At 75.5% G+C, this 19,156-nt stretch carries 8 protein-coding genes; 3 read left to right on the top strand and 5 right to left on the bottom strand.

Annotated features, from left to right (window positions below):
• Window positions 1-45 precede the first annotated feature (45 nt).
• Both ACPXCS_RS21010 and ACPXCS_RS21015 read right to left on the bottom strand, forming a co-directional pair.
• Window positions 46-429 carry a hypothetical protein gene (locus tag ACPXCS_RS21010; RefSeq protein ID WP_425947989.1) on the bottom strand — a complete coding sequence of 128 codons (384 nt, stop codon included), beginning with the start codon at window positions 427-429 and terminating at the stop codon, window positions 46-48.
• Window positions 426-896, bottom strand: a complete 471-nt coding sequence (locus tag ACPXCS_RS21015) for an ATP-binding protein (RefSeq protein WP_425947988.1) — start codon at window positions 894-896, stop codon at window positions 426-428. Before ACPXCS_RS21015 ends, ACPXCS_RS21010 begins: the two co-directional genes overlap by 4 nt.
• Before the next feature lie 184 nt (window positions 897-1,080).
• Between ACPXCS_RS21015 and ACPXCS_RS21020 the strand changes: the two genes are divergently transcribed.
• The 3 genes from ACPXCS_RS21020 (at window position 1,081) to ACPXCS_RS21030 (ending at window position 4,644) form a co-directional block, all read left to right on the top strand.
• Entirely contained in the window at window positions 1,081-2,799 is a 1,719-nt protein-coding gene (locus ACPXCS_RS21020) for a SpoIIE family protein phosphatase (RefSeq protein ID WP_425948239.1), read from the top strand.
• A gap of 132 nt (window positions 2,800-2,931) precedes the next feature.
• The gene (locus ACPXCS_RS21025; protein WP_425947986.1) at window positions 2,932-3,960 is read left to right on the top strand and encodes an LLM class flavin-dependent oxidoreductase; all 1,029 of its coding nucleotides are present in this window, start codon (window positions 2,932-2,934) and stop codon (window positions 3,958-3,960) included.
• 3 nt (window positions 3,961-3,963) lie between these two features.
• The gene (locus ACPXCS_RS21030; protein ID WP_425947984.1) at window positions 3,964-4,644 is read left to right on the top strand and encodes an NADPH-dependent F420 reductase; all 681 of its coding nucleotides are present in this window, start codon (window positions 3,964-3,966) and stop codon (window positions 4,642-4,644) included.
• 96 nt (window positions 4,645-4,740) lie between these two features.
• On the opposite strand, the gene ACPXCS_RS21035 is transcribed toward ACPXCS_RS21030, so the two are convergent.
• Genes ACPXCS_RS21035 through ACPXCS_RS21045 form a run of 3 tightly spaced genes read right to left on the bottom strand, consistent with a single transcriptional unit; the run spans window position 4,741 to window position 18,991 of the window.
• Window positions 4,741-5,670, bottom strand: a complete 930-nt coding sequence (locus tag ACPXCS_RS21035; RefSeq protein ID WP_425947982.1) for a CU044_5270 family protein — start codon at window positions 5,668-5,670, stop codon at window positions 4,741-4,743.
• Window positions 5,671-5,709: 39 nt separating this feature from the next.
• Window positions 5,710-6,384: an RNA polymerase sigma factor gene (locus ACPXCS_RS21040; RefSeq protein WP_425947981.1), complete on the bottom strand. Its 675-nt coding sequence runs from the start codon at window positions 6,382-6,384 to the stop codon at window positions 5,710-5,712.
• A gap of 31 nt (window positions 6,385-6,415) precedes the next feature.
• Window positions 6,416-18,991, bottom strand: coding sequence for an amino acid adenylation domain-containing protein (locus tag ACPXCS_RS21045; protein WP_425947980.1), 12,576 nt, complete (start codon window positions 18,989-18,991; stop codon window positions 6,416-6,418).
• Window positions 18,992-19,156 lie beyond the last annotated feature (165 nt).

Consider the following 19,156-nt stretch of genomic DNA (forward strand, 5'->3'; position numbering starts at 1 on the left):
CGATTCAATCGCCTGCCTTGAATCCTATGGGCGAGTCACATCCGGCTACAAGGTGTCTGCAGCGGGGCGGTCGGGAGAGGAGGGGGAGGGCGGCGCGGAGGGCGGCGCGGAGGCCGGTGCGGGGAACGGCGCGGGGGCCAGCGCGGAGATCGGCGCGGGGATCGGCGCGGAGGCCCCCGCGCGGGCCAGCGCGGGGATCGGTGCGAAGGCCAGCACGGGGGCCAGCGCGGAGATCGGCGCGGAGATCGGCGCGGAGATCGGCGCGGAGATCGGCGCGGAGATCGGCGCGAAGGCCAGCGCCGAGGCCCCCACGAGGGCCAGCGCGGGGATCGGCGCGAAGGCCAGCACGGGGGCCGGCGCGGAGATCGGTGCGGGGATCGGCGCGAAGGCCAGCACGGGGGCCAGCGCGGAGGCCGGTGTCCTCCTCACGGACGGTCGGCGGGCGTCTCCGCCGGCGGTCGCCCAGTGAGGCCGATCGTCGCCGTGACGCGCTTGCCCACCGGCTCGCGACGGACCACGAGGCTCTCGCAGACGGCCCTGACGATCTCCAGTCCGTGCTGTCCGACCCGGACCGGGTCGGCGCCCCGGACCACCGGCAGGTGCGGTTCGGTGTCCCACACCGACACCGCCACCGAATCGTCGCGAGCCTCCAGTGTCAGCAGCGACGGCCCCGGGGCGTACTTGCGGGAGTTGGTCACCAGCTCGCTCACCACCAGCTGCACGACGTTCACCACCCGCTCGGGCACCGGCACCCCGTGCTCCACCCGCAGATCCCGCAGAAACGCTCCTGCGCGGTCGCGCGCCTGCGCGATCGCCTCCGTGCCCTCGAAGGCCGCCGCCATGGAGATCGACCCCTCCGACAGCGCCCGGCCCTCATCGTCAGCAGCCTGCTTCATAAGCCGCCTCGCACCTTCGCCCTTCACCTGACCGCAGTCCGATTACCCCACGAATTCCATCACAGAGGCGGTCCATGCCGCCCCGCCCGAGGGTAGGTACCGGGGCTGAGGTACCCGTACAGGGGGCACTCGGGGAAGGAGTGCAGGGCCGGGCGTGTCCTGCGACGTGCGAGGAGGCAAGGACGTGGTGGAGCCGCAGCGGACCGAGAGCGCCGGTCCACGGTCCCCCGAGGTCGCCGGCACCGCGCTGGCCGCGATCGGTGCGGGGGCGTACACCGTGGACGACAAGGGGTGTATCACCGCGGTCAACGTCCGGGCCGAGCAGCTGCTGGGCCGGCCCGCCGAGGAGATGGTCGGCCGGGACGCGCACGACCTGCTGCACCGGGACGCCGCCGGCCAGACCCTGCCGACCAGCCGGTGCGAGATGCGGCAGGCGTTCCACGCCCGGCGCACGGCCCAGGCCGACGGGGAGTGGTTCGCCAAGGGCGACGGCTCCCTGCTGCCCGTCTCGTGGCTGATCACCCCCTACGACAACGGGGGCGGCGAGCCCGCCACGCTCGTCGTCTTCCACTGCGACCAGCAGGCCGCAGGCACGGGCCCGCAGCCGGGGACGGCCGTCGAGCCGCTGTCCGAGCTGGAGCGGCTGGCCCTGCTGGCGGAGACCACCACCCGGCTCACCTCGACACTGGACGTCGACGAGGCGCTGCACCGGCTCGTGGCGCTGGTCCTGCCGCGGCTGGCGGACTGGGCGGTCGTCGACCTGATCACGGAGCGCGACGAGGTGTGGCGCAGCGCGGTGGTCCACGCGGACGGCGACGCCCTGGTGCCTCACGAGGAGCTCCAGGGCCCGATGCCGCCGGTGCCCGAGGAGTCGCCCATGCCCCTGTCCCGGGCCCTGCGCGGGGTGGCCTCCACCCTGGCCGGCCCCAGAACCTACCAGCGGGAACCCGACTCCGGGATCGCCGTCGAGCAGCAGCGCCTGTTCAAGGCGACCGGCATCCACTCCGCGGCGATCGTCCCCATCCGCAGCACCCGGGAGGTCCTCGGGGCCCTCACACTGGGCCGCGCCGACAAGGCGGGTGACTACACCGACGCGGACCTGCCGCTGATCGAGGACATCGCACGCCGGGCCGCGCTCGCCCTGGACAACGCCCGTCTCTACCAGCGGCAGCGCAAGGTCGCCGAGACCATGCAGAACCATCTCCTGCCCCAGCTGCCGCGCCTGCCCGGGCTGAAGATGATCGCCCGCTATCTGCCCGCCCCCGACGCCTCGCAGGTCGGCGGCGACTGGTACGACGCCTTCCGGCTGCCCGACGGCGCGACCGCCCTGGCCGTCGGTGACGTAGTGGGCCACGACCTGGAGGCGGCGGCCGGCATGGCGCAGGTGCGCAACATGCTCCGCGCCTACGCCTGGTCCCACCGGGAACCCCCCAGCCGCATCGTGGACCGGCTGGACGAGGCGGTCACGCACATCACCAACGTGCCCATGGCCACCCTGATCTTCGCCCGCCTGGAAGCGGCGGAGGACGGCCGCTGGGAGCTGCGCTGGACGAACGCCGGGCATCCGCCGCCACTGCTGGTCAGCCGCGACGGTCTCACCCGCTACCTCCTGGACGGCCACGGCATCCTCCTGGGCACCGGCTCGGGCACGCCGCGCCCGGACGCCTCGGCCGTGCTGCCGCCCGGATCCACCCTGCTGCTGTACACCGACGGACTCATCGAAGCGGCCGGGCACACCCTGGACGAAGGGCTGGAACGGCTGCGTCAGCACGCGGCCGCGCTCGCCCACCGTCCCATGACCTCCTTCACCGACGAGCTCCTGCGTCGCGTCCGCCCCACCGAGAACGACGACGACGTCGCCCTGCTGGTGTTGCGCACTCCGGCCGAGACGCACGGCTCGTAGGCCTCCGACCTGCACGGACCCTGCGGCCGACAGCGGCCGCCCCACCTGGAATGCACCACCCTCCCCCCTTGTTGACATGTCAACGGAAACACGAGATAGTTGAACCATCAACCACGCTGGAGAGGGTGCACCATGACAGACCTCGTACTCGGCCTCGACACCTTCGGCGACGTCCCGCAGGACGCCGGTGTGCCCCTCTCACACGCGGCCGCCGTCCGGCAGGTCGTGGAGGAGGCGGTGATCGCCGACGAGCTCGGCGTCGACGTCATCGCCGTGGGCGAGCACCACCGTCCGGAGTACTCGATCTCCGCCCCGGAGACCGTCCTGGCCGGTATCGCCGCCCGCACCTCGCGTATCAAGCTCGCCTCCGGGGTGACCGTGCTCAGCTCCGACGACCCCGTGCGGGTCTTCCAGCGGTTCGCCACCGTGGACGCGATCTCGAACGGCCGCGCCCAGGTGATCCTCGGCCGCGGCTCGTTCACCGAGTCCTTCCCGCTGTTCGGCTACGACCTGAGCGACTACGACGTCCTCTTCGAGGAGAAGCTCGACCTGTTCGTCAAGCTGCTCGACGAGAAGCCCGTCACCTGGAGCGGCACCACCCGCGCCGCACTGGAGAGCGCCGACGTCTTCCCCAAGACCGAGTCCGGCCGTCTGGACACCTGGGTCGGCGTCGGCGGCTCCCCGCAGTCGGTCGTGCGCACCGCCCGGCACGGGCTGCCGCTCATGATCGCGATCATCGGCGGCTCCCCCGCGCGCTTCGGCCCCTACATCGAGCTCTACCAACGGGCCGCCGAGAAGTTCGGCACCGTCGCGCACCCCGTCGGCATGCACTCCCCCGGGTTCGTGGCCGACACCGACGAGGAGGCCAAGGAGGTGTTCTACCCGTCGTACAAGGTGATGCGGGACCGGATCGGCGCGCAGCGCGGGTGGCCGCCGCTGCGCCGGGAGGAGTTCGACGCCGAGGTCGAGCACGGCTCGCTGTACATCGGCTCTCCGGAGACCGTCGCACGGAAGATCGCGGGCGCGGTGAAGACGCTCGGTGTCGGGCGCTTCGACATGATCTACAGCTTCGGGGCCCAGCCGGTCGCCGCCCGCACGCGGGCCGTCGAGCTGTTCGGCGCGAAGGTGGCGCCCATGGTCCGCGACATCCTGGAGGACTGAACGATGGCCACCATCGGCATCCTGGGCGCCGGCAAGGTCGGCACCGTGCTCGCCAGGCTCGCCCTCGCCGCGGGCCATGACGTGCTGGTCGCCGGCTCCGGCGACCCGGAGAAGATCGCCCTCGTCGTCGAGATCGTCACGCCCGGCGCGGTGGCGGCGACCGCGGCCGAGGCAGCGGAACGCGCCGACCTCGTCGTGCTCGCCCTGCCGCTCGGCAAACACCGGTCGCTGCCCGTGGACGCGCTGCGCGGCAAGCTCGTCGTCGACGCCATGAACTACTGGTGGGAGGTGGACGGGATCCGGGAGGACCTGACCGACCCGCGCACCTCCTCCAGCGAGATCGTGCAGGCCTTCCTGCCGGGCTCGCGCGTCGTCAAGGCGTTCAACCACATGGGCTATCACGACCTTGAGGAGGGTGCACGCCCCGCGGGCACCCCCGGGCGCAAGGCGATCGCGATCGCCGGGGACGGGGAGGAGGACGTGGCCACGGTCGCGGCGCTCGTCGACGCCCTCGGCTTCGACCCGGTCGTCGCCGGGCCCCTGGCGGAGGGCGTACGCATGCAGCCCGGCACCGAGCTGTTCGGCGCCAACACCGACGTCGCCGGGATCCGGGCGATGCTCGACCGGTTCCCCGCGACCGACTCCGGCCGCCTCCTCGCCGAGGTGCGCGGCGGCGCCGGCTGAGCGTGCCCCAGGGGCGCGGGGGCGTTGCGGAGCCCGCCTCCGTGGCGGCGGAGGCGGGCTCCGTCAGGGGGGGGCGGAGCCGGGCCCCGCAGGAGGTCAGCGGGCCGGAGTCTGCCCTGCCTCGTCGACGACGCCGACGTCGAGCAGCGCCACCTCGTCGGAGCCGAGGTACTTCAGGTCCTTCTCGCCGAAGACCCACACGTCCCGGTCCTCGCCGTCCCCGAAGGACAGGCCGACGCCGGTCCGGCCGGCGGCGTCCTCGGCGTCGCGCACCACGCTCACGCCCGGAATCCTGGCGGCGGCGCGGTACAGGGCCGCGTCCACCCGGGGCAGCAGCGTGGCGTCCTGCAACATGGATCCGATCATCTCCAGGGCGGCTTCCTCGTGGCTCGGTCCCTGGCCCTCCGTCGCGGACCAGATGTGGTCGTACAACTGGTCGGTGGAGGTGGGCAGTTCCTCCAGTTCGCGGTAGGTGGCGCGGTTCGGGTCGGCCTGCAGCGTCATGTCCTCGGTGCCCTTGCCGGAGGGGCCGGACAGCACCGTGATGCGGGCCAGTCCGTCGCGCTCGCCGTCGACGGCGTGCCAGTCGGAGCGCCGGTAGGTGTCCCGGCCCTGGTCCATGACCTGCCGAGTGCCCTCGGTCAGGGTGTAGACGTACTGGTCGTCCCGTACGTGTGGGGCCTGCTGCTCGGCGGCGACCGCGGCGATGCGGTCGAGCAGCCGGACGGCCTCCGGGTCGGTGGACGGCCGGCCGGCTCCGCCGTCGCCGGCGGTGAGGACCGCCGCGACGACCGCCACGGCCGTGGCGACGGGAACCGCGATCGCCGCGAAACGCCGGAACGGCCGGGGCCGCGCGGGGTTCTCGCCGGGGTTCTCGCCGGTCGGACGGGCGCTCGGCGCGGGCGCCTCCCGGGTGATCTCTCGCATGAAATGTGCCTCCAACTGGGTCAGACGGTCGCTCGGCAGGACCGGGTCACCCGGGCTCGGCAACAGCCGTGCCATCTCTTCACGTTCGTCGGGTTTCATCGGTATCTCTCCTGTGTCGACCGGGCTGTTGCGGCTCGGTCACCGGGTTCCTGTCCGCGGGCGGGGAGGCGTCTCGCTTTTTCCCGGGCCACCGGTGGCCCGGGGGGCTGGGCGGAGCGGCGCGCGAGCGGTGTCGGCCAGGCGCCGCAACCGCTGCCGGGCGCGGGAGAGCCGGGACCGGACGGTGCTGACCGGAACACCGAGCGCCGTGGCGGCGTCGGCGTAGCTCAGACCGGACCAGACGCACAGGGCGAAGACCTCCCGTTCACGTGGCCGCAGCTGCTCCAGGGCCGCCCGGGCGGCCGCGAGGCGTTCGGTGTCCTCCATGCGGCCGACCAGGGCGTCGGCGAAGTCGGGCACCGTCTCGGCGCCGGAGCGGCGGCCCGGGAGCCGGTCCAGGGCGGCTCTGTGCCGCCGGGCGGCGCGGCGCGTGTTGCGCAGCACGTTGGTGGAGATGCCGAACAGCCAGGCCCGCAGGCCGTCGCCCACGTCGTCCTCCTGGCCGGTCCGCGCGGCGAACGCGTCGTCGTCCAGCAGCCTCGTGCGCAGTCGCCAGGCCTCCAGGAACGTCAGCGAGACCACGTCGTCCGCCGTGATCGGATCGCCGAGCCACCGGGCGGCATGGCCGTGCACGGCCTGCGCGTGCTCCCGGAAGAGCTGCGCGAAGGCCTGTGCGTCACCGGCCCGTACACGGGCGCGTAGGGAAAGGTCCACGTCCGCTCCTGTCCGTACGCTGCGGTTCGTCTCAGTGATGTGGGTCACGCTCGGGGTACGCGGGCGCCCACGCCCCGCCCGGCTGCGCCCGGCACCCTGCGGGGAGAGGTTCCAGGACCTGGTCGAGCAGGTGCGGGGGCGCCGCGGTGATGCCGGCCTGTTCCATGGCACGCCAGTAGGCGAGGGCCGTAGGCGCGTCCACCAGGCCCCGCACCAGCGGCACGTCCGCACCGCAGGCGTGCAGCAGCGACTCCGTCCGGCAGGAGGCCAGGGTGCCGGGGATCCCGTGCCGCGCCACCGCCTCGGCGGTGGCGACGACGCCGGGCAGGCCTTCGGCCAGGGTGCGCCGGGTGGATCCGACCGAGAGCAGGCCCCCGCCCAGGACGAGGACGTCCGCGTCCCGGCGCATGCGGGCCAGTGCCCGGCCGGTGTCGAAGCAGTGCGGGAAGCTGTCGTCGACGACGACGGTGCCGGGACGCAGCCGGTCGACGTCGAGGAGGGCGCGGTGACCGCTGACGGCCGCGACGACGAGCCCTGCCTCGTACACGGCGTCGGACAGCCCGGGGTCGGAGACCCGCACGGCGACCTCGTCCGCCAGGCCGCGTTCCCGCAGCGTCCGGGCCAGGCCGCGCAGGCGCGGCTCGCTGCCCGGTACGTCGCACAGCACGAGCCGGGCGGGCGGCCGCTCGGCCAGGGTGAGCAGCAGCTCCAGTGAGGACGCCCCGATGGAGCCGAGCCCGACCACGGCCAGGTTGGTGGCCGCCAGGTCCCGGCCGGTGGCCGACAGCGCGGCGTGCACCGTGCGCACCACGGAGACGACCGTGGCCGCATGGCCGGTGGTGACCGACGCGGGGGCGTGCGGGGCGCGCAGCACGTCGAAGCCGTAGCCGGTCAGGGAGGGGATCATGCCGGCCAGGGAGACACTGCGGGCGCCCAGTGCCGAGGCGGTGTCCACGGCGCGGGCGGTGTGTGCGGCCAGGGTGCCGTCGCCGGCGAGTTCGTCGGCGAAGAGCGGCAGGGCGACGAACCCGGAGCGGCCCAGCGGGGTGGCGGTCGTCTCCAGCAGCCGGGGCGCGCCGTCCGGGAACAGCAGGCGGCGGATGTCCTCACGGGTCGTCGCCGTCTCCGGCAGGCCGGCGAGCCGGGCCAGCTGGGTGGGCGCCGGCAGGTAGCCGACGAGCGCGGCGTCCAGGTCCTGCCCGCCGGGCCGGGTGGGCCGCGGTACGGGACGGGCGGCACGGGAGACGAGCCGGTCGCGCAGCCCTTCGGCGAACGCGGCGAGCGCGGGCCCGTCGAAGGCCGCCGCCGCACCGCGCACGGTGACCCGCAGCCGGTCCCCGTCGGGCCGTACCGCGAGGAAGACGTCGGTGCCGGCGGCGGGCGGGGTGAAGTCGCTGTCCCCCTCGTCGTCCCAGCGCACGGCCGGACCGCCCCCGGCGCGCGGGCCCAGGGCCCCGAAGTCCAGGAACGTGAAGAAGAACTGCGAAGTCAACGGCAGCCCGGCGGCGTTCCGCGGGACGACGTCCTCGTGGATGCGGGCGGCGATCGTCTCGTCGACGACCCTGCGCACCCGGGCCGGGAAGTCGTCCCCGGGCGGGTCCTGGACGCCGGGCCCGAAGGGACGGACGGCGACGGCGGTGGCGAACGGCCCGAAGACGCGATGGATGCCGGGCAGCGGGTGGTCGCGGCCCGACACGGCCAGCCCGATCACCAGGTCCTCCTGGCCGGTGAGGGCGGCGAGCGCCTGGTGGTAGGCCGTGAGCAGCGGCGCGTACAGGGTGGCGCCCGCTTCGGCGGCGACCTTGCGCAGCGCGCCGACGACGCCGGCGTCCAGGACGAAGCCGTGGGAGAGGAAGCCGTCGCAGGCGCTGCCGCGGGTGCCGGCCGGGGCTCGCAGGACCGGTTCGCCGTAGGGCGCGCACAGGTCGGTGCGGCGCCGCACCGCGCCCTCTTCCTCCGGACGCGGCTGCGCGGGCTGCCGGGCGAGCGACTGCGCGTGCTCGCGGAACGTGCCGCGCAGCTCGGGCAGTTCGGGTGCCGTGCCCCGGTTCAGGGCGTCGTGGACGGTGGTCAGTTCCTCCAGGAGCAGGGCGGCGCTGTAGCCGTCGCCGATCAGGTGGTGGGCGTGCACGAGGAGCACGTGGTCCTGCGGGGTGAGGGTGAGCACGCTCAGGCGCAGCAGGGGCCAGGTCCACGGCTCGAAGCGGCGGCGCCGCTCGTCCTCGACCCGCTGCGCGAGCTCCAGCGGGCCGGACACCGTCCCGAAGGCGACCGGCAACCGCAGCGACGGGGGCAGTTCCTGCTGCACGGGCGGCCTCGCCCCGGCGGGGAAGACGGTGCGCAGCATGGGGTGCCGGGCCACGAGGGTGTCGACCGCCCGCTGGAAACGGTCCCGGTCGAGCGGGCCGGTCAGACGCAGCCGGGCCAGCCAGGACGCCCCGGTGCCGGGGGCGAGGGCCTCGGCGAGCAGGAAGCCGCGCTGGCCGGGGGTGAGGGGGTAGGCGTCCGGGAACGCCGGGGCCGCCGGGACGCCGCCGGCCGACCCTGTTTCGCCGGCCCGGGCGGCCGATGGGCTGCTCTCTGCGGCAGTCGGGGTGTTGACGGCTTCGGCGGGGCCGGTTTCAGGGCCCACGGCTTCGGCGGCCCTGACTGCGGCGGCTGGGACGTCGACGTCGGCTTCGGCGGCTTCCGTGACGGCGGCCTCGGCGTCAGCGGCGTCGGCTTCGGCGGCCGCCGCCTCAATGGCCTCGGCGAGTGCGGCCAGGGTGCGGTGCCGGTAGACGGCGGTGGGCCGGGGCAGCAGGCCGCCGCGCTGCCGGGCGAGCAGATCGAAGACCTGGAGGGCCAGCAGGGAGTCGCCCCCGAGTTCGAAGAAGTCGTCGTGGCGACCGACCCGTTCGACACCGAGCACCTCGCGCCAGATACGGCCGAGTTGCTCCTCCGTGGCGCTCCCGGTCGGTGACAGCGCGCCCGGCGCACGCGGCGTGCTCCCGGCCGGTGCCTGGACCCGCGCCAGCAGCGCCCGCCGGTCGGTCTTGCCCGTGCCGGTCAGCGGCAGGGAGTCCAGGAGCATGATCCGGGCGGGCACCATGTAGGGCGGCAGGGAGTCCGCCAGGTACCGCCGCAGCGCCACCGCGTCCACGTCGTCCCTCGCGACGTCGTCCCGCGGGTCCGGGTCCGTCAGCGCGACGAAGGCCGACAGCCGTCCCGCGTCGGCCAGTACGGCCGCCTGCGCCACGTCCGGACGGGCGCGCAGCACGGCCTCCACCTCTCCCGGCTCGACGCGGTGGCCTCGTATCTTGACCTGGTCGTCGATCCGGCCGACGAACCGCAGCGCCCCGTCGGGCAGAACCTCCACCCGGTCCCCGCTGCGGTACCAGCGGCGGCCGTCCCGCCACACGAAGGCCTTCCGCGTCAGCTCGGGTTCGCCGAGGTAACCGGCGGACAGGCCGACTCCCCCGATCAGCAGTTCCCCGATGCCGCCCGGACCGGCCTGCTCACCGCCGGGGCCGGCCACGAACAGTTCCGTCCCGGCGACGGCACGGCCGATGGGCAGCGCGGTCACCTCCTCGGCGGGGCGTTCGGCGACGAGGTGGCAGGTGGCGTTGATGGTCGTCTCGGTCGGCCCGTAGAGGTTCACGATCCGCTGTTCCGGGCCGAACAGGTCGAACCAGCGGCGCACCCACTCCGCCCAGAGCACCTCGCCGCCGACGTGGACCAGACGCAGCGCGGACAGGTCGGGCAGGGGCGCACCGCGCCGGAGGCGGTTCTCCGCCGCGGTCAGCAGCCGCTCCCACAGCGACGGTACGGAGCTCCACACGGTGATCCGCGCCCGTTCCACGTGATCCAGCAGCAGTTCGGGGTCGCGCACCAGGTCACGGTCGGCGGTCACCACCGTGGCGCCGGTCAGCAGCGGGGCGAGCAGTTGGCGCACGGAGGCGTCGAAGCAGGGGGAGGAGGTGTTCGCGAGCCGGTCGCCGGGGCCGTAGGCGAAGGTGGTCACGGCCCAGTCGAGGTAGTTCTCCATGGCCCGGAAGGTGATGGGCACGGCCTTGGGGCGGCCGGTGGAGCCGGAGGTGAAGATGACGTAGGCCGTCGCGTCGCGGTCCGCTGCGCTCTCGTCGAAGGGAGCGTCCGGTGACCCTGCCGCAAATCCCGTGTCGCTGACGGCGGGTACGGCTGTCGCGGCCGTGAGGGCCCGCGCTGCCGCCCGGGTGCGGTCGTCGTGCACGATGACGCGGACGCCGCACCGGCCCGTCTGCTCGGCCAGCCGGGCCGTCGGATGATCCGCGTCCAGCGGCACCCATCCGGCGCCCGCCCGCAGGATGCCGACGACGGCGATCACCGTGCCGGGCCCCGGGGAGGTGACCATGCCCACCAAGTCCCCCCGCCGCACGCCCTGTCGGCGCAGCCGGACGGCGAGGTCGCGGCTGGCAGCGTCCAGCTCCCGGTAGGTCAGGGCCGGCCGGCCGTCGTCGACGGCGATCGCGTCGGGGTCGGTGCGGAACCGTTCCAGCAGACGGCCGACCACGGTCGCCGGCGCGGCAGCGGCGGGCGTCGCCGCGAGGAGGCCGGCGCGCGCCTCCTGGGAACCGCCGGTGGCGTCGAGGGCGCCGCGCAGTTCCCGTTCGAACTCGCCGGCGTAACGCGTCGTCGTCGTGGCGGGGACAAGGCGCTCAGGAGCGTTCCAGGACAGTCGCAGCAGGGGCCCGTCCTCCCAGACCAGCAGACTGAGCCGGGTGGCGGCCGAGCCGGTGCCGGCGGCGGTCGGCCGCACGTCGGCGGGGCAGTCCGGGTCCAGCGTGGCCGGGAAGCGGGCGAAGCTGAAGCTCGCCGGGCTCACCGCGCGCGGCCCCGAGGCGTCGCCCGGCAGGAGGCGGGCGAGGTCGAGGCTGCTCACGGTGGCGTGCCGCTCGCTCTCCAGCCAGGCCACGCGCACCCGTTCGGCGAGGCGGTGCAGCGGCTCGTCCGGGTCCGGGCCCGTCTCCACCAGCAACGGCAGGGTGTCGGCGAGGGGGCCGACCAGCCGGTCGAGTCCCGGGAGCCGGGCGTCCCGGCCGGCCCGGGCGACGTTGACCGCGACGGCCCGCCGCCCGCTCCAGCGGGCCAGGCAGCGGGTGTAGGCGGCGAGCAGGAGATGGAAGAGGGAGACGTCCCACGCGGCGGCCCGCTCGCGCAGCGCCACGACGAGATCCGCGTCCAGGGCGTGCTGCACGGCGCCGAGCGGTCCGGGGCCGTCCTCGGCGTCGGGACGGTCCGCGCAGGGCAGGGGCAGAGGGGTGTGGTCCGCCAGACGGGCCCGCCAGTACGCGAGGTCGTCGGCGCGGACGCCGGCCCGGACGCCGGGTCGCCGCACGTCGGTGACGTAGGAGGCGAAGTCCGCGGCGGGCGGCGGCGCGGAGGGGGTGCGCCCGAGGGCGAGGTCGGTGTACAGCGCCCACAGTTCCGTGCCGAGCACGTTCAGGCTGTAGCCGTCGGCGGCCACGTGGTGCACGGCGAGGATCAGGTGGGCCACCTCGGCGCCCTCGGTCACCAGCACGGCCCGCAGCGGGAGTTCGGCGGTGAGGTCCAGCGGCCGGTTGGCGAGTTCCGTCTCCAGCGCTCGCAGCGCCGCTCCGCCTGCTGGGCACTGCCGCGTCTCCCACCCCACCTCGGGTGCGGCGCCCGGCGTCACGAACTGGTGCGGCACGCCGCCGTCGTACCCGATACGCATCCGCAGCATCCCGTGCCGGCCGGCCAGTGTGGTGAGGGCGCGGCGCAGCAGGGCGGCGTCGAGGGGCCCCCGGACGGTGTGCCGTACCCAGCCCCGGGCGGGGGTCCGCGGATACAGCACGCTGCTGGTGTGCAGGGCGAGTTGGACCGGGGTCAGCGGGAACGGCGCTCCCTCCTCGACGGCGGCGGCCACCGGACCGGACGCCGCGCCGGGCTGTGTCTCTGCGTCGGGTTGTGTCTCTGCGTGGGGTTGTGTCTCCGCACCGGGCAGTGCCGCTTCCGGCCGGGCGGTGTCGTCGGCGGGCCGGGCGGTGTCGTCGGCGGGCCGGGCGGTGTCGTCGGCGGGCCGGGAGGCGTCGTCGGCAGGCCGGGCGTCCAGGTGGGCGGCGAGTTCGCGCACCGTGCGGTACTCGAAGAACAGCGTGGCCGGGAGGTCCCGGCCCAGTGCGCGTTCCAGCCGCCGGACGAGGTCGACCGCCGCGAGCGAGTCGAGGCCGAGCGAGAGGAAGGACCGGTCCTGGTCGACGGCCTCCGGGGGCAGATGCAGGGCCTCTGCCAGGAGGCCGCGGACCAGGAGGCGGGTGCCGGACCCGTCGTCGCCCGAGGCGGCGGGGGCACGGTCCTCGGCCGGACCTGCCGGTACTGCCGGTACGTGTGTCCCGGCGCGGACGCCGACCCCCGTCCCTGCCGGGGCGCCGGGCCGTAGGGAGTCCTCTGCGTCCGTGAGGTCGGCGACGACCAGTTGAGCCGTGTCGATGCCACAGGCCGCGCGCAGTGCGCGCAGCGCCTCGGCCGGGGCCAGGGGCACGCCGCCGGTGCGCAGCGGCGTGCCGTCCCCGACGGCGGCGGCGAGCCCGGTACGGGCCACGGGCCCGAGGTTCAGCGCCAGCCAGCGGCGCCCGGCGGCGCGTTCGGACGCCGCGAAGGCGTCGAGGAAGGCGTTGGCCGCCGCGTAGTCGCCGAGGGCGCCCGCGGCGCCGGGAAGCACCGAGGCCACCGAGGAGAAGGCCACGCACAGCCCGGGCCGGTGCCCGTGGCGGTCCAGGGCGCGTGCCAGCAGCCGGGTGCCGTGCTCCTTCGCGGCCAGTGAACGGCCCGTGTCCTGCGGGCCGGTGCCGCGCAGCGATCCGGGCAGGGCGACCCCCGCCGCGTGGCAGACGACGTCCGGTGCGGGTACCTCGGCGAAGAGGGCGTCGAGCTGCCGCTCGTCCGTCACGTCCGCCTGCCGGTAGCGCGCGTCGGCGCCGAGCTCGGCGAGTTCCGCGAGCAGCCCGGCGGGAGGTTGCGGGGAGCGTCCGGTGAGGACGAGCGTGGGACGGCCGCGTCCGGCGAGGTCCCGGGCGAGCGCCGCGCCGAGACCGCCCGTGCCGCCGGTGATCAGGTAGACGCCGTCCGGGGGCAGTGGGCCGTCTCCCTCCGGTACGGCGGTGGCGGGCAGGGGTTCGATGCCCCGCAGCAGCCGGGTGCCGCGCCGCCAGGCGGTGACGTGGGTGCCGCCGCCGGTGGCGGTCAGTTCCGCGAGGACGGCCTCCAGCCGCTCCTCGCGGGAGTCCTGGGAGGACAGGTCGGCGCAGACCAGCTCGGCGCCCTCGGTCTCCTGAGGGAACGCCAGCGCCAGCCCGGTGAGCAGGGCCTGCTCGGGGCGCGGCCGGGCCTCGCCGTCGGCGCCGGTGCGGTGGGCGTCCTCGGTGAGCACGAGCAGGCGCCGCGCACCGGCCCGGTCGAACTGCCGCACCGTGTCCCGGAAGTCGGCCGCCGCTGCCGGTCCGCCGGTGTCGTCCCCGGCCGGTCGCGGCAGGTGCACCACGGTGTGGGCGGAGGTCGCACCCGCCGGCGCCACCGGCACGCCGCGCCGGGCGAGCCACGCGGACAGCTCCCGCACCGCCTCCGTGTGGGGCCCGGTGACGAGCGTGACCGGGGCGGCTCCGGCCGACGCGGCGAGCGAAGCGGCCCCGGCCGAGGAAGCGAGAGAAGCGGCCCCGGCCGAGGGAGCGAGGGAAGCGGCCCCGGCCGACATGGCGGCGGCAGTGGCTCCGGCCGGCGGTACGGAGCAAGCGGCCCCTGCCGAATCGGTGAGGGGCGCCGGTGTCCAGGTGACGCGGTGCAGCAGCCGGGCGGCACCGGGCCCGGGCCAGTAGGTGCGCCGCTGGAACGGATACGTGGGCAGCGGCACGCGGCGTCCCGTGGGTGCCAGCGCGGCGTGGTCGACGGCGACTCCGCGCGTCCACAACCGGGCGACGGTGCGCAGCAGTTCGCCGCGTCCGCCGCCCTGGGCGGGTTGTCCGGCGGGAAGGGCGGAGAGCACGGTCACGGGGGCGCCGGGCCGGCCCGCGGTGGCCGTGCGCAGGGCGGCCGGCAGGTCGGTGCCGGGCCCGACCTCGACGAAGGTGTCGTATCCGTCCCGGGCCAGCCGCCGGGCCGCGTCCCCGAACCGGACGGGGCGCAGCGCGTGTTCGCGCCAGTGGGCGGCGTCCGGGGCGGACGCCCAGTCGGCCGTCAGGGTGCTGAGCAGGGGTACGCGGCCGGTGCCGGGCGACAGGGCACGTGCGGCGTCGTGCACCGCCTGGGCGGCCGGTTCCATCAGCGGTGAGTGGAAGCCGTGGGTGACCCGGAGCCTGCGCGCGGTCACGCCCCGGGCGGTGAGGCCGGCCAGGGCGTCCTCCACCGCCCGCTCGGTGCCGGACAGCACGAGACGGCCGGGGGCGTTGCGGGCCGCGACGGCCAGGGCACCGCCCGAAGCGGCGACGAGCGCCTCCACGGCGTCGTCCGCGCCGAGCACCGCGGCCATCGCGCCGCGCTCGGTCAGCTCGGCGATCGCACGGCCGCGCGCGGCGGCGAAGCGCACCGTGCCGGACAGCGGCAGCAGACCGGCGGCGCAGGCCGCGGCCAGTTCCCCGACGCTGTGGCCGGCGACCGCGTCCGGTACGACGCCCCATGCGCCCAGTTGGCGGGCGAGTGCCACGCCGAAGGCGACCAGGACGGGCTGGGTGATCTCGGTGCGGGCCAGCTCGGCCGGATCGACGCCGGGATCGGTGCACCAGTGGGTGAGAGTACGGCCCTGCAGCGGGCCGAGCGCGTCGGACGCCTCGTCGAGGGTGTCCCGGAACACGGGTGCGGTGGCGTACAGCCGCGCTGCCATGCCCGGACGCTGGGCGCCCTGTCCGGGGAAGAGGAAGGCGAGGCGGGGACGGGTGCCGACGGTTCCGGTGAACACGTCCGGGTCCGGTGGCGCGCCGTCCGTGTCCGTGGCCGCTCCGTCCGCGTCCGGGGTTTCGGCCACCGCCCCGTCGGCCTGGAGGAGGGCGGCGAGAGCGGTCAGCCGCACGGGGGTGTCACCGGCCTCGTCGCAGACGAGTGCCAGCCGGTGCCGGTCGTCGTCCCGGGCCGTGGCGGCCGTCAGGCACAGGTCGGCCGTGGCGGTCCGGGGGTGGGCGCGCAGATGGTCCGACAGGTCGCGCACGAGGGCGTGCAGGGCGGGGCGGGTGGGAGCGGAGAGCGCCAGCGCATGAGGGCCGTCGTCCGGCCGGGACGCCTGCGGGCTGTGCGTGGTGGCCTGTTGGAGGACGGCGTGCGCGTTGGTGCCGCCGAAGCCGAAGGCGTTGATGCCCGCGGCCAGCGGGCCCTCGGAGGGCGGCGCGGGCCAGGCGACCAGCCGGTCGGGCACCCGGAACCCGGACCGGCCGGCGAGCGCGGAGGGCGGGTCGGCGTGCAGCGACGGCGGCACCTGACCGTGGCGCAGTGCCAGCACGACCTTGACCAGGCCGGGGAGCGCGGCGGCGTTCAGCAGGTGGCCGATGTTGCTCTTGGCGGAGCCCAGCAGCCGGGGGGCGTCGCCGGGCAGGGGCGGGAAGGCGTGGGCGAGCGACTTCAGTTCGACGGGATCGCCGAGGGCGGTGCCGGTGCCGTGCGCCTCGACGTACGTCACCTCGGCCGGGTCGATGCCCGCCGCGCTGTGGGCGGCGGTGATGACCTCGCGCTGGCGGGCCGGGTTGGGGGCCATCAGGCTGAGCGAGGTGCCGTCGTTGTTGACGGCGGTGCCGCGCACCAGGGCGAGGAGGTCGTCGTCGGCACGCCGGGCGTCCTCCTCCCGCCGCAGGACGAGCACCGCGCCGCCCTCGCCCGGCACGAACCCGTCGGCGGCGGCGCCGAACGCCCGGCTGCGGCCGGTCGGTGACAGGGCCTGCGCGGCGTGCAGCATCCGGTGCGCGGTCGGGGTGAGATGCAGGTTGACACCGCCGACCAGGGCGATGTCGCACTCCCCCGCCATCAGGCTGCGGCGGGCCAGGTGCAGGGCGACCAGGGCGGAGGAGCAGGCGGTGTCCACGGCGAGGGCCGGTCCGTCCAGGTCGAAGTGCTGGGCGACCCGCGCGGCGACGAGGTTGGGGAGGTTCCCGGTGAGCGCCGACGGCGGCAGGTCCGTGCCGCTGTCCATGGCGGCCCGGTCCAGCAGTTCCCGGTAACCGCTGTCCCCCGTCGTCGTGAAGACGCCGATGCGGTGGGCGCGGCGGCGGGGGCCCCCGTATCCGGCGCGTTCCAGTGCCTCGTGCGCCAGTTCCAGGAGCAGGCGGGCCTGCGGGTCGAGAGTGCGGGCCTCCTCCTCGGACATGCCGAAGCGGTCCGCGTCGAAGGCGGCCGGGTCCTTGAGGAAGGCGCCCCAGCGGGCCGCGGGCACCTGGTCGCCGTCCCAGCGGTGCGGCGGCACGGGGGTGACGAGGTCGCGTCCCTCCGCGAGCAGCCGCCAGTACGCCTCGGGTGTGCCGGCGCCGGGGAACCGGCAGGCCAGGCCGACGACGGCGAGAGCCTCGGACGTCTGTCGCACCGGCCGGCCGCAACGGGCCGTGCCGGGTGCGCCGGGGCGGGCCCGGTCCGTGGTCTCCTCGCCGCCGTCCGCCTGTGCCAGCAGGTGGTCGACGAGCCCGGACACCGTGTCGGCCCCGGCGCGCAGAGCCGCCGTCTCCAGCGGGGTGCCGAAGGTGTCCTCCAGGGCGGCCAGCACCTCCATGGCCTTCAGCGAGGTGCCGCCCAGCGCGCGGAAGGACGCGTGGGCGTCGATCCGCGCGCCGTCCGTCCCCAGCACCTCGGCCCACACCCCGCGCACCGCCTGCTCGATCGCCACCCGCGACCGCGGCACACGGGCGCCGCCGCCGTGAGCACGCCGTTCGGCCGGAACAGCGTGCTCACGCCGTGCGGCCGGAACAGCGTGCTCACGCCGTGCGGCCGGAACGGCCGCGGCGGCATCGGCAGCACGTACGACGGCACGGGCGGCGGCGTACCGGCCGGACTCGAACCGGTCCCGCAGCACATGACGGCGCACCTTCCCGCTGGTGGTGCGCGGGAACCGGCCGGGCGGCAGGGCCACGACCCGTACGTCGTCGTGGAAGAGCGCCTCGCCCACCCGGGCGGCGACCCGTCGCAGCACCTCGTCGGCCGCGCTCGGCGGACGGGACCAGGAGACGAACACGACCACGCGTTCACGGCCCGTGTCGGGGTCGGTGGACCCGACGACAGCGGTCGTGCCCGGCGGCAGTCCGGGCGTGCCGGCGGCGACGTCCTCCAGGTCGGCGGCGTGGTGCTTGAGCCCGTTCAGGAACAGCACGTCCTTGAACCGGCCGGTGACGCACAGCCGTCCGTCCCGCAGGAAGCCCATGTCCCCGGTGCGCAGCCAGCCCTCGGCCGTGAAGGCGGCGGCGGTGGCGTCGGGCAGGTGCCGGTAGCCGCGGGCGACCTGCGGACCGCGCACCTGGATGTGGCCCACGCGCCGGTCGCCGAGTTCACGCCCGGCGTCGTCGACGATCCGGACGGCACAACCGGGCACGGGACGGCCCAGGTCCATGAGTTGCACGGCGGCGGAGCGGTCCTCGTCCGGGGCGTCCACCGCCCTGCCGCGGCTGAGCGCGGCGCGGTCCAGCACCAGCGGCCGGGCCGTCTCGCCCGGCGGCGGGAACGTCACCGCGAGGGTGGCCTCGGCCAGGCCGTACACCGGCTGGAGGGCCTGCGGCGCCAGGCCCGCCGGCCGTGTGCGGCGGGCGAAGTCACGCCAGACGGAAGCGGAGATGGGCTCGGCGCCCACGACGACCCGACGGACGCTGGTGAGGTCGAAGCGGGCCATGTCCTCGTCGGACAGACGCCGGGTCGCCAGCGCCAGCGCGAAGTTGGCGGCCGACAGGTGGGTGGCCCGGTGGGCGGTGGCCGTCTCGAACCAGACGCCGGGCCGCCGCGCGAACGCCAGCGGCCCGATCTTGACCTGCCGGGCGCGGGCGGCGAGCGGCGCGAGATGGGTGCCGATCAGGCCCATGTCGTGGAAGTACGGCATCCAGCTGACCACCACGTCGTCGGGGCCCAGGTCCGAGACGGCCACGATCTGACGCAGGTTGGCGGTCACCGCGGCATGGGTGAGTTCCACGCCCTTGGGCACACCGGTGCTGCCCGAGGAGAACTGCACGAAGGCCAGCCCTCCGGGCTCGCAGGCGACGGGTCCGCCCAGGTCGTCGCCGTCGCGCACGTCGTCCAGCCGCAGCACGGCCGCTGTCGCGGGCAGCTGCCGCGCCAGGTCCGCGCCGGCCGCGTCCACGAACACCGGCGGCCGGTCCAGGTGCTCCCAGACGGGCAGGATCCGGCGCAGGTCCGCGGCGAGCGGCACCGGGACCAGGTCCGCCGCGAGCAGGCCCCAGAACATGACCTGGAAGTCCTCGCCGCGGTCCGCGACCAGCGGAACGCACGTGCCGGGCCGGACCCCGGCCGCCCGCAGCCCCCCGCCGACCCGCCGGGCCTCGGCCAGCAACTCCCGGTAGGTCACCTCGACTTCGCCGCCGTCGCCGCGTACATGCACGGTCACCTGCTCGGGCCGCTCGCGGGCAGCGTCCCGCAGGACGTTCCACAGGGTGTTCTCGCTCATGGTCCGTTCTCGAAGGTCGGGCCCTGGCACGGGCGGGCCGTCCGCCCGTACTCCGACGGAAGGGAAGCCGTGAGGCGGTGCCTGGGGCGTTCTGCGGCACGAGCCGACGCATCGCCGCATCGCGGAAGAGTCGAAGCGCCGAATCGTCAGGTCGCCGAGTCGTCG

Source organism: Streptomyces sp. DT190, assembly GCF_049846985.1.
In the GTDB taxonomy this organism is placed as follows: Bacteria; Actinomycetota; Actinomycetes; order Streptomycetales; family Streptomycetaceae; genus Streptomyces.

What these genes read in the sequence shown, in the direction of transcription:
- ACPXCS_RS21035 (WP_425947982.1), bottom strand. Translation starts at nt 5,670, where the DNA reads ATGAAACCCGACGAACGTGAAGAGATGGCACGGCTGTTGCCGAGCCCG.
- ACPXCS_RS21045 (WP_425947980.1), bottom strand. Translation starts at nt 18,991, where the DNA reads ATGAGCGAGAACACCCTGTGGAACGTCCTGCGGGACGCTGCCCGCGAG.
- ACPXCS_RS21025 (WP_425947986.1), top strand. Translation starts at nt 2,932, where the DNA reads ATGACAGACCTCGTACTCGGCCTCGACACCTTCGGCGACGTCCCGCAG.
- ACPXCS_RS21015 (WP_425947988.1), bottom strand. Translation starts at nt 896, where the DNA reads ATGAAGCAGGCTGCTGACGATGAGGGCCGGGCGCTGTCGGAGGGGTCG.
- ACPXCS_RS21030 (WP_425947984.1), top strand. Translation starts at nt 3,964, where the DNA reads ATGGCCACCATCGGCATCCTGGGCGCCGGCAAGGTCGGCACCGTGCTC.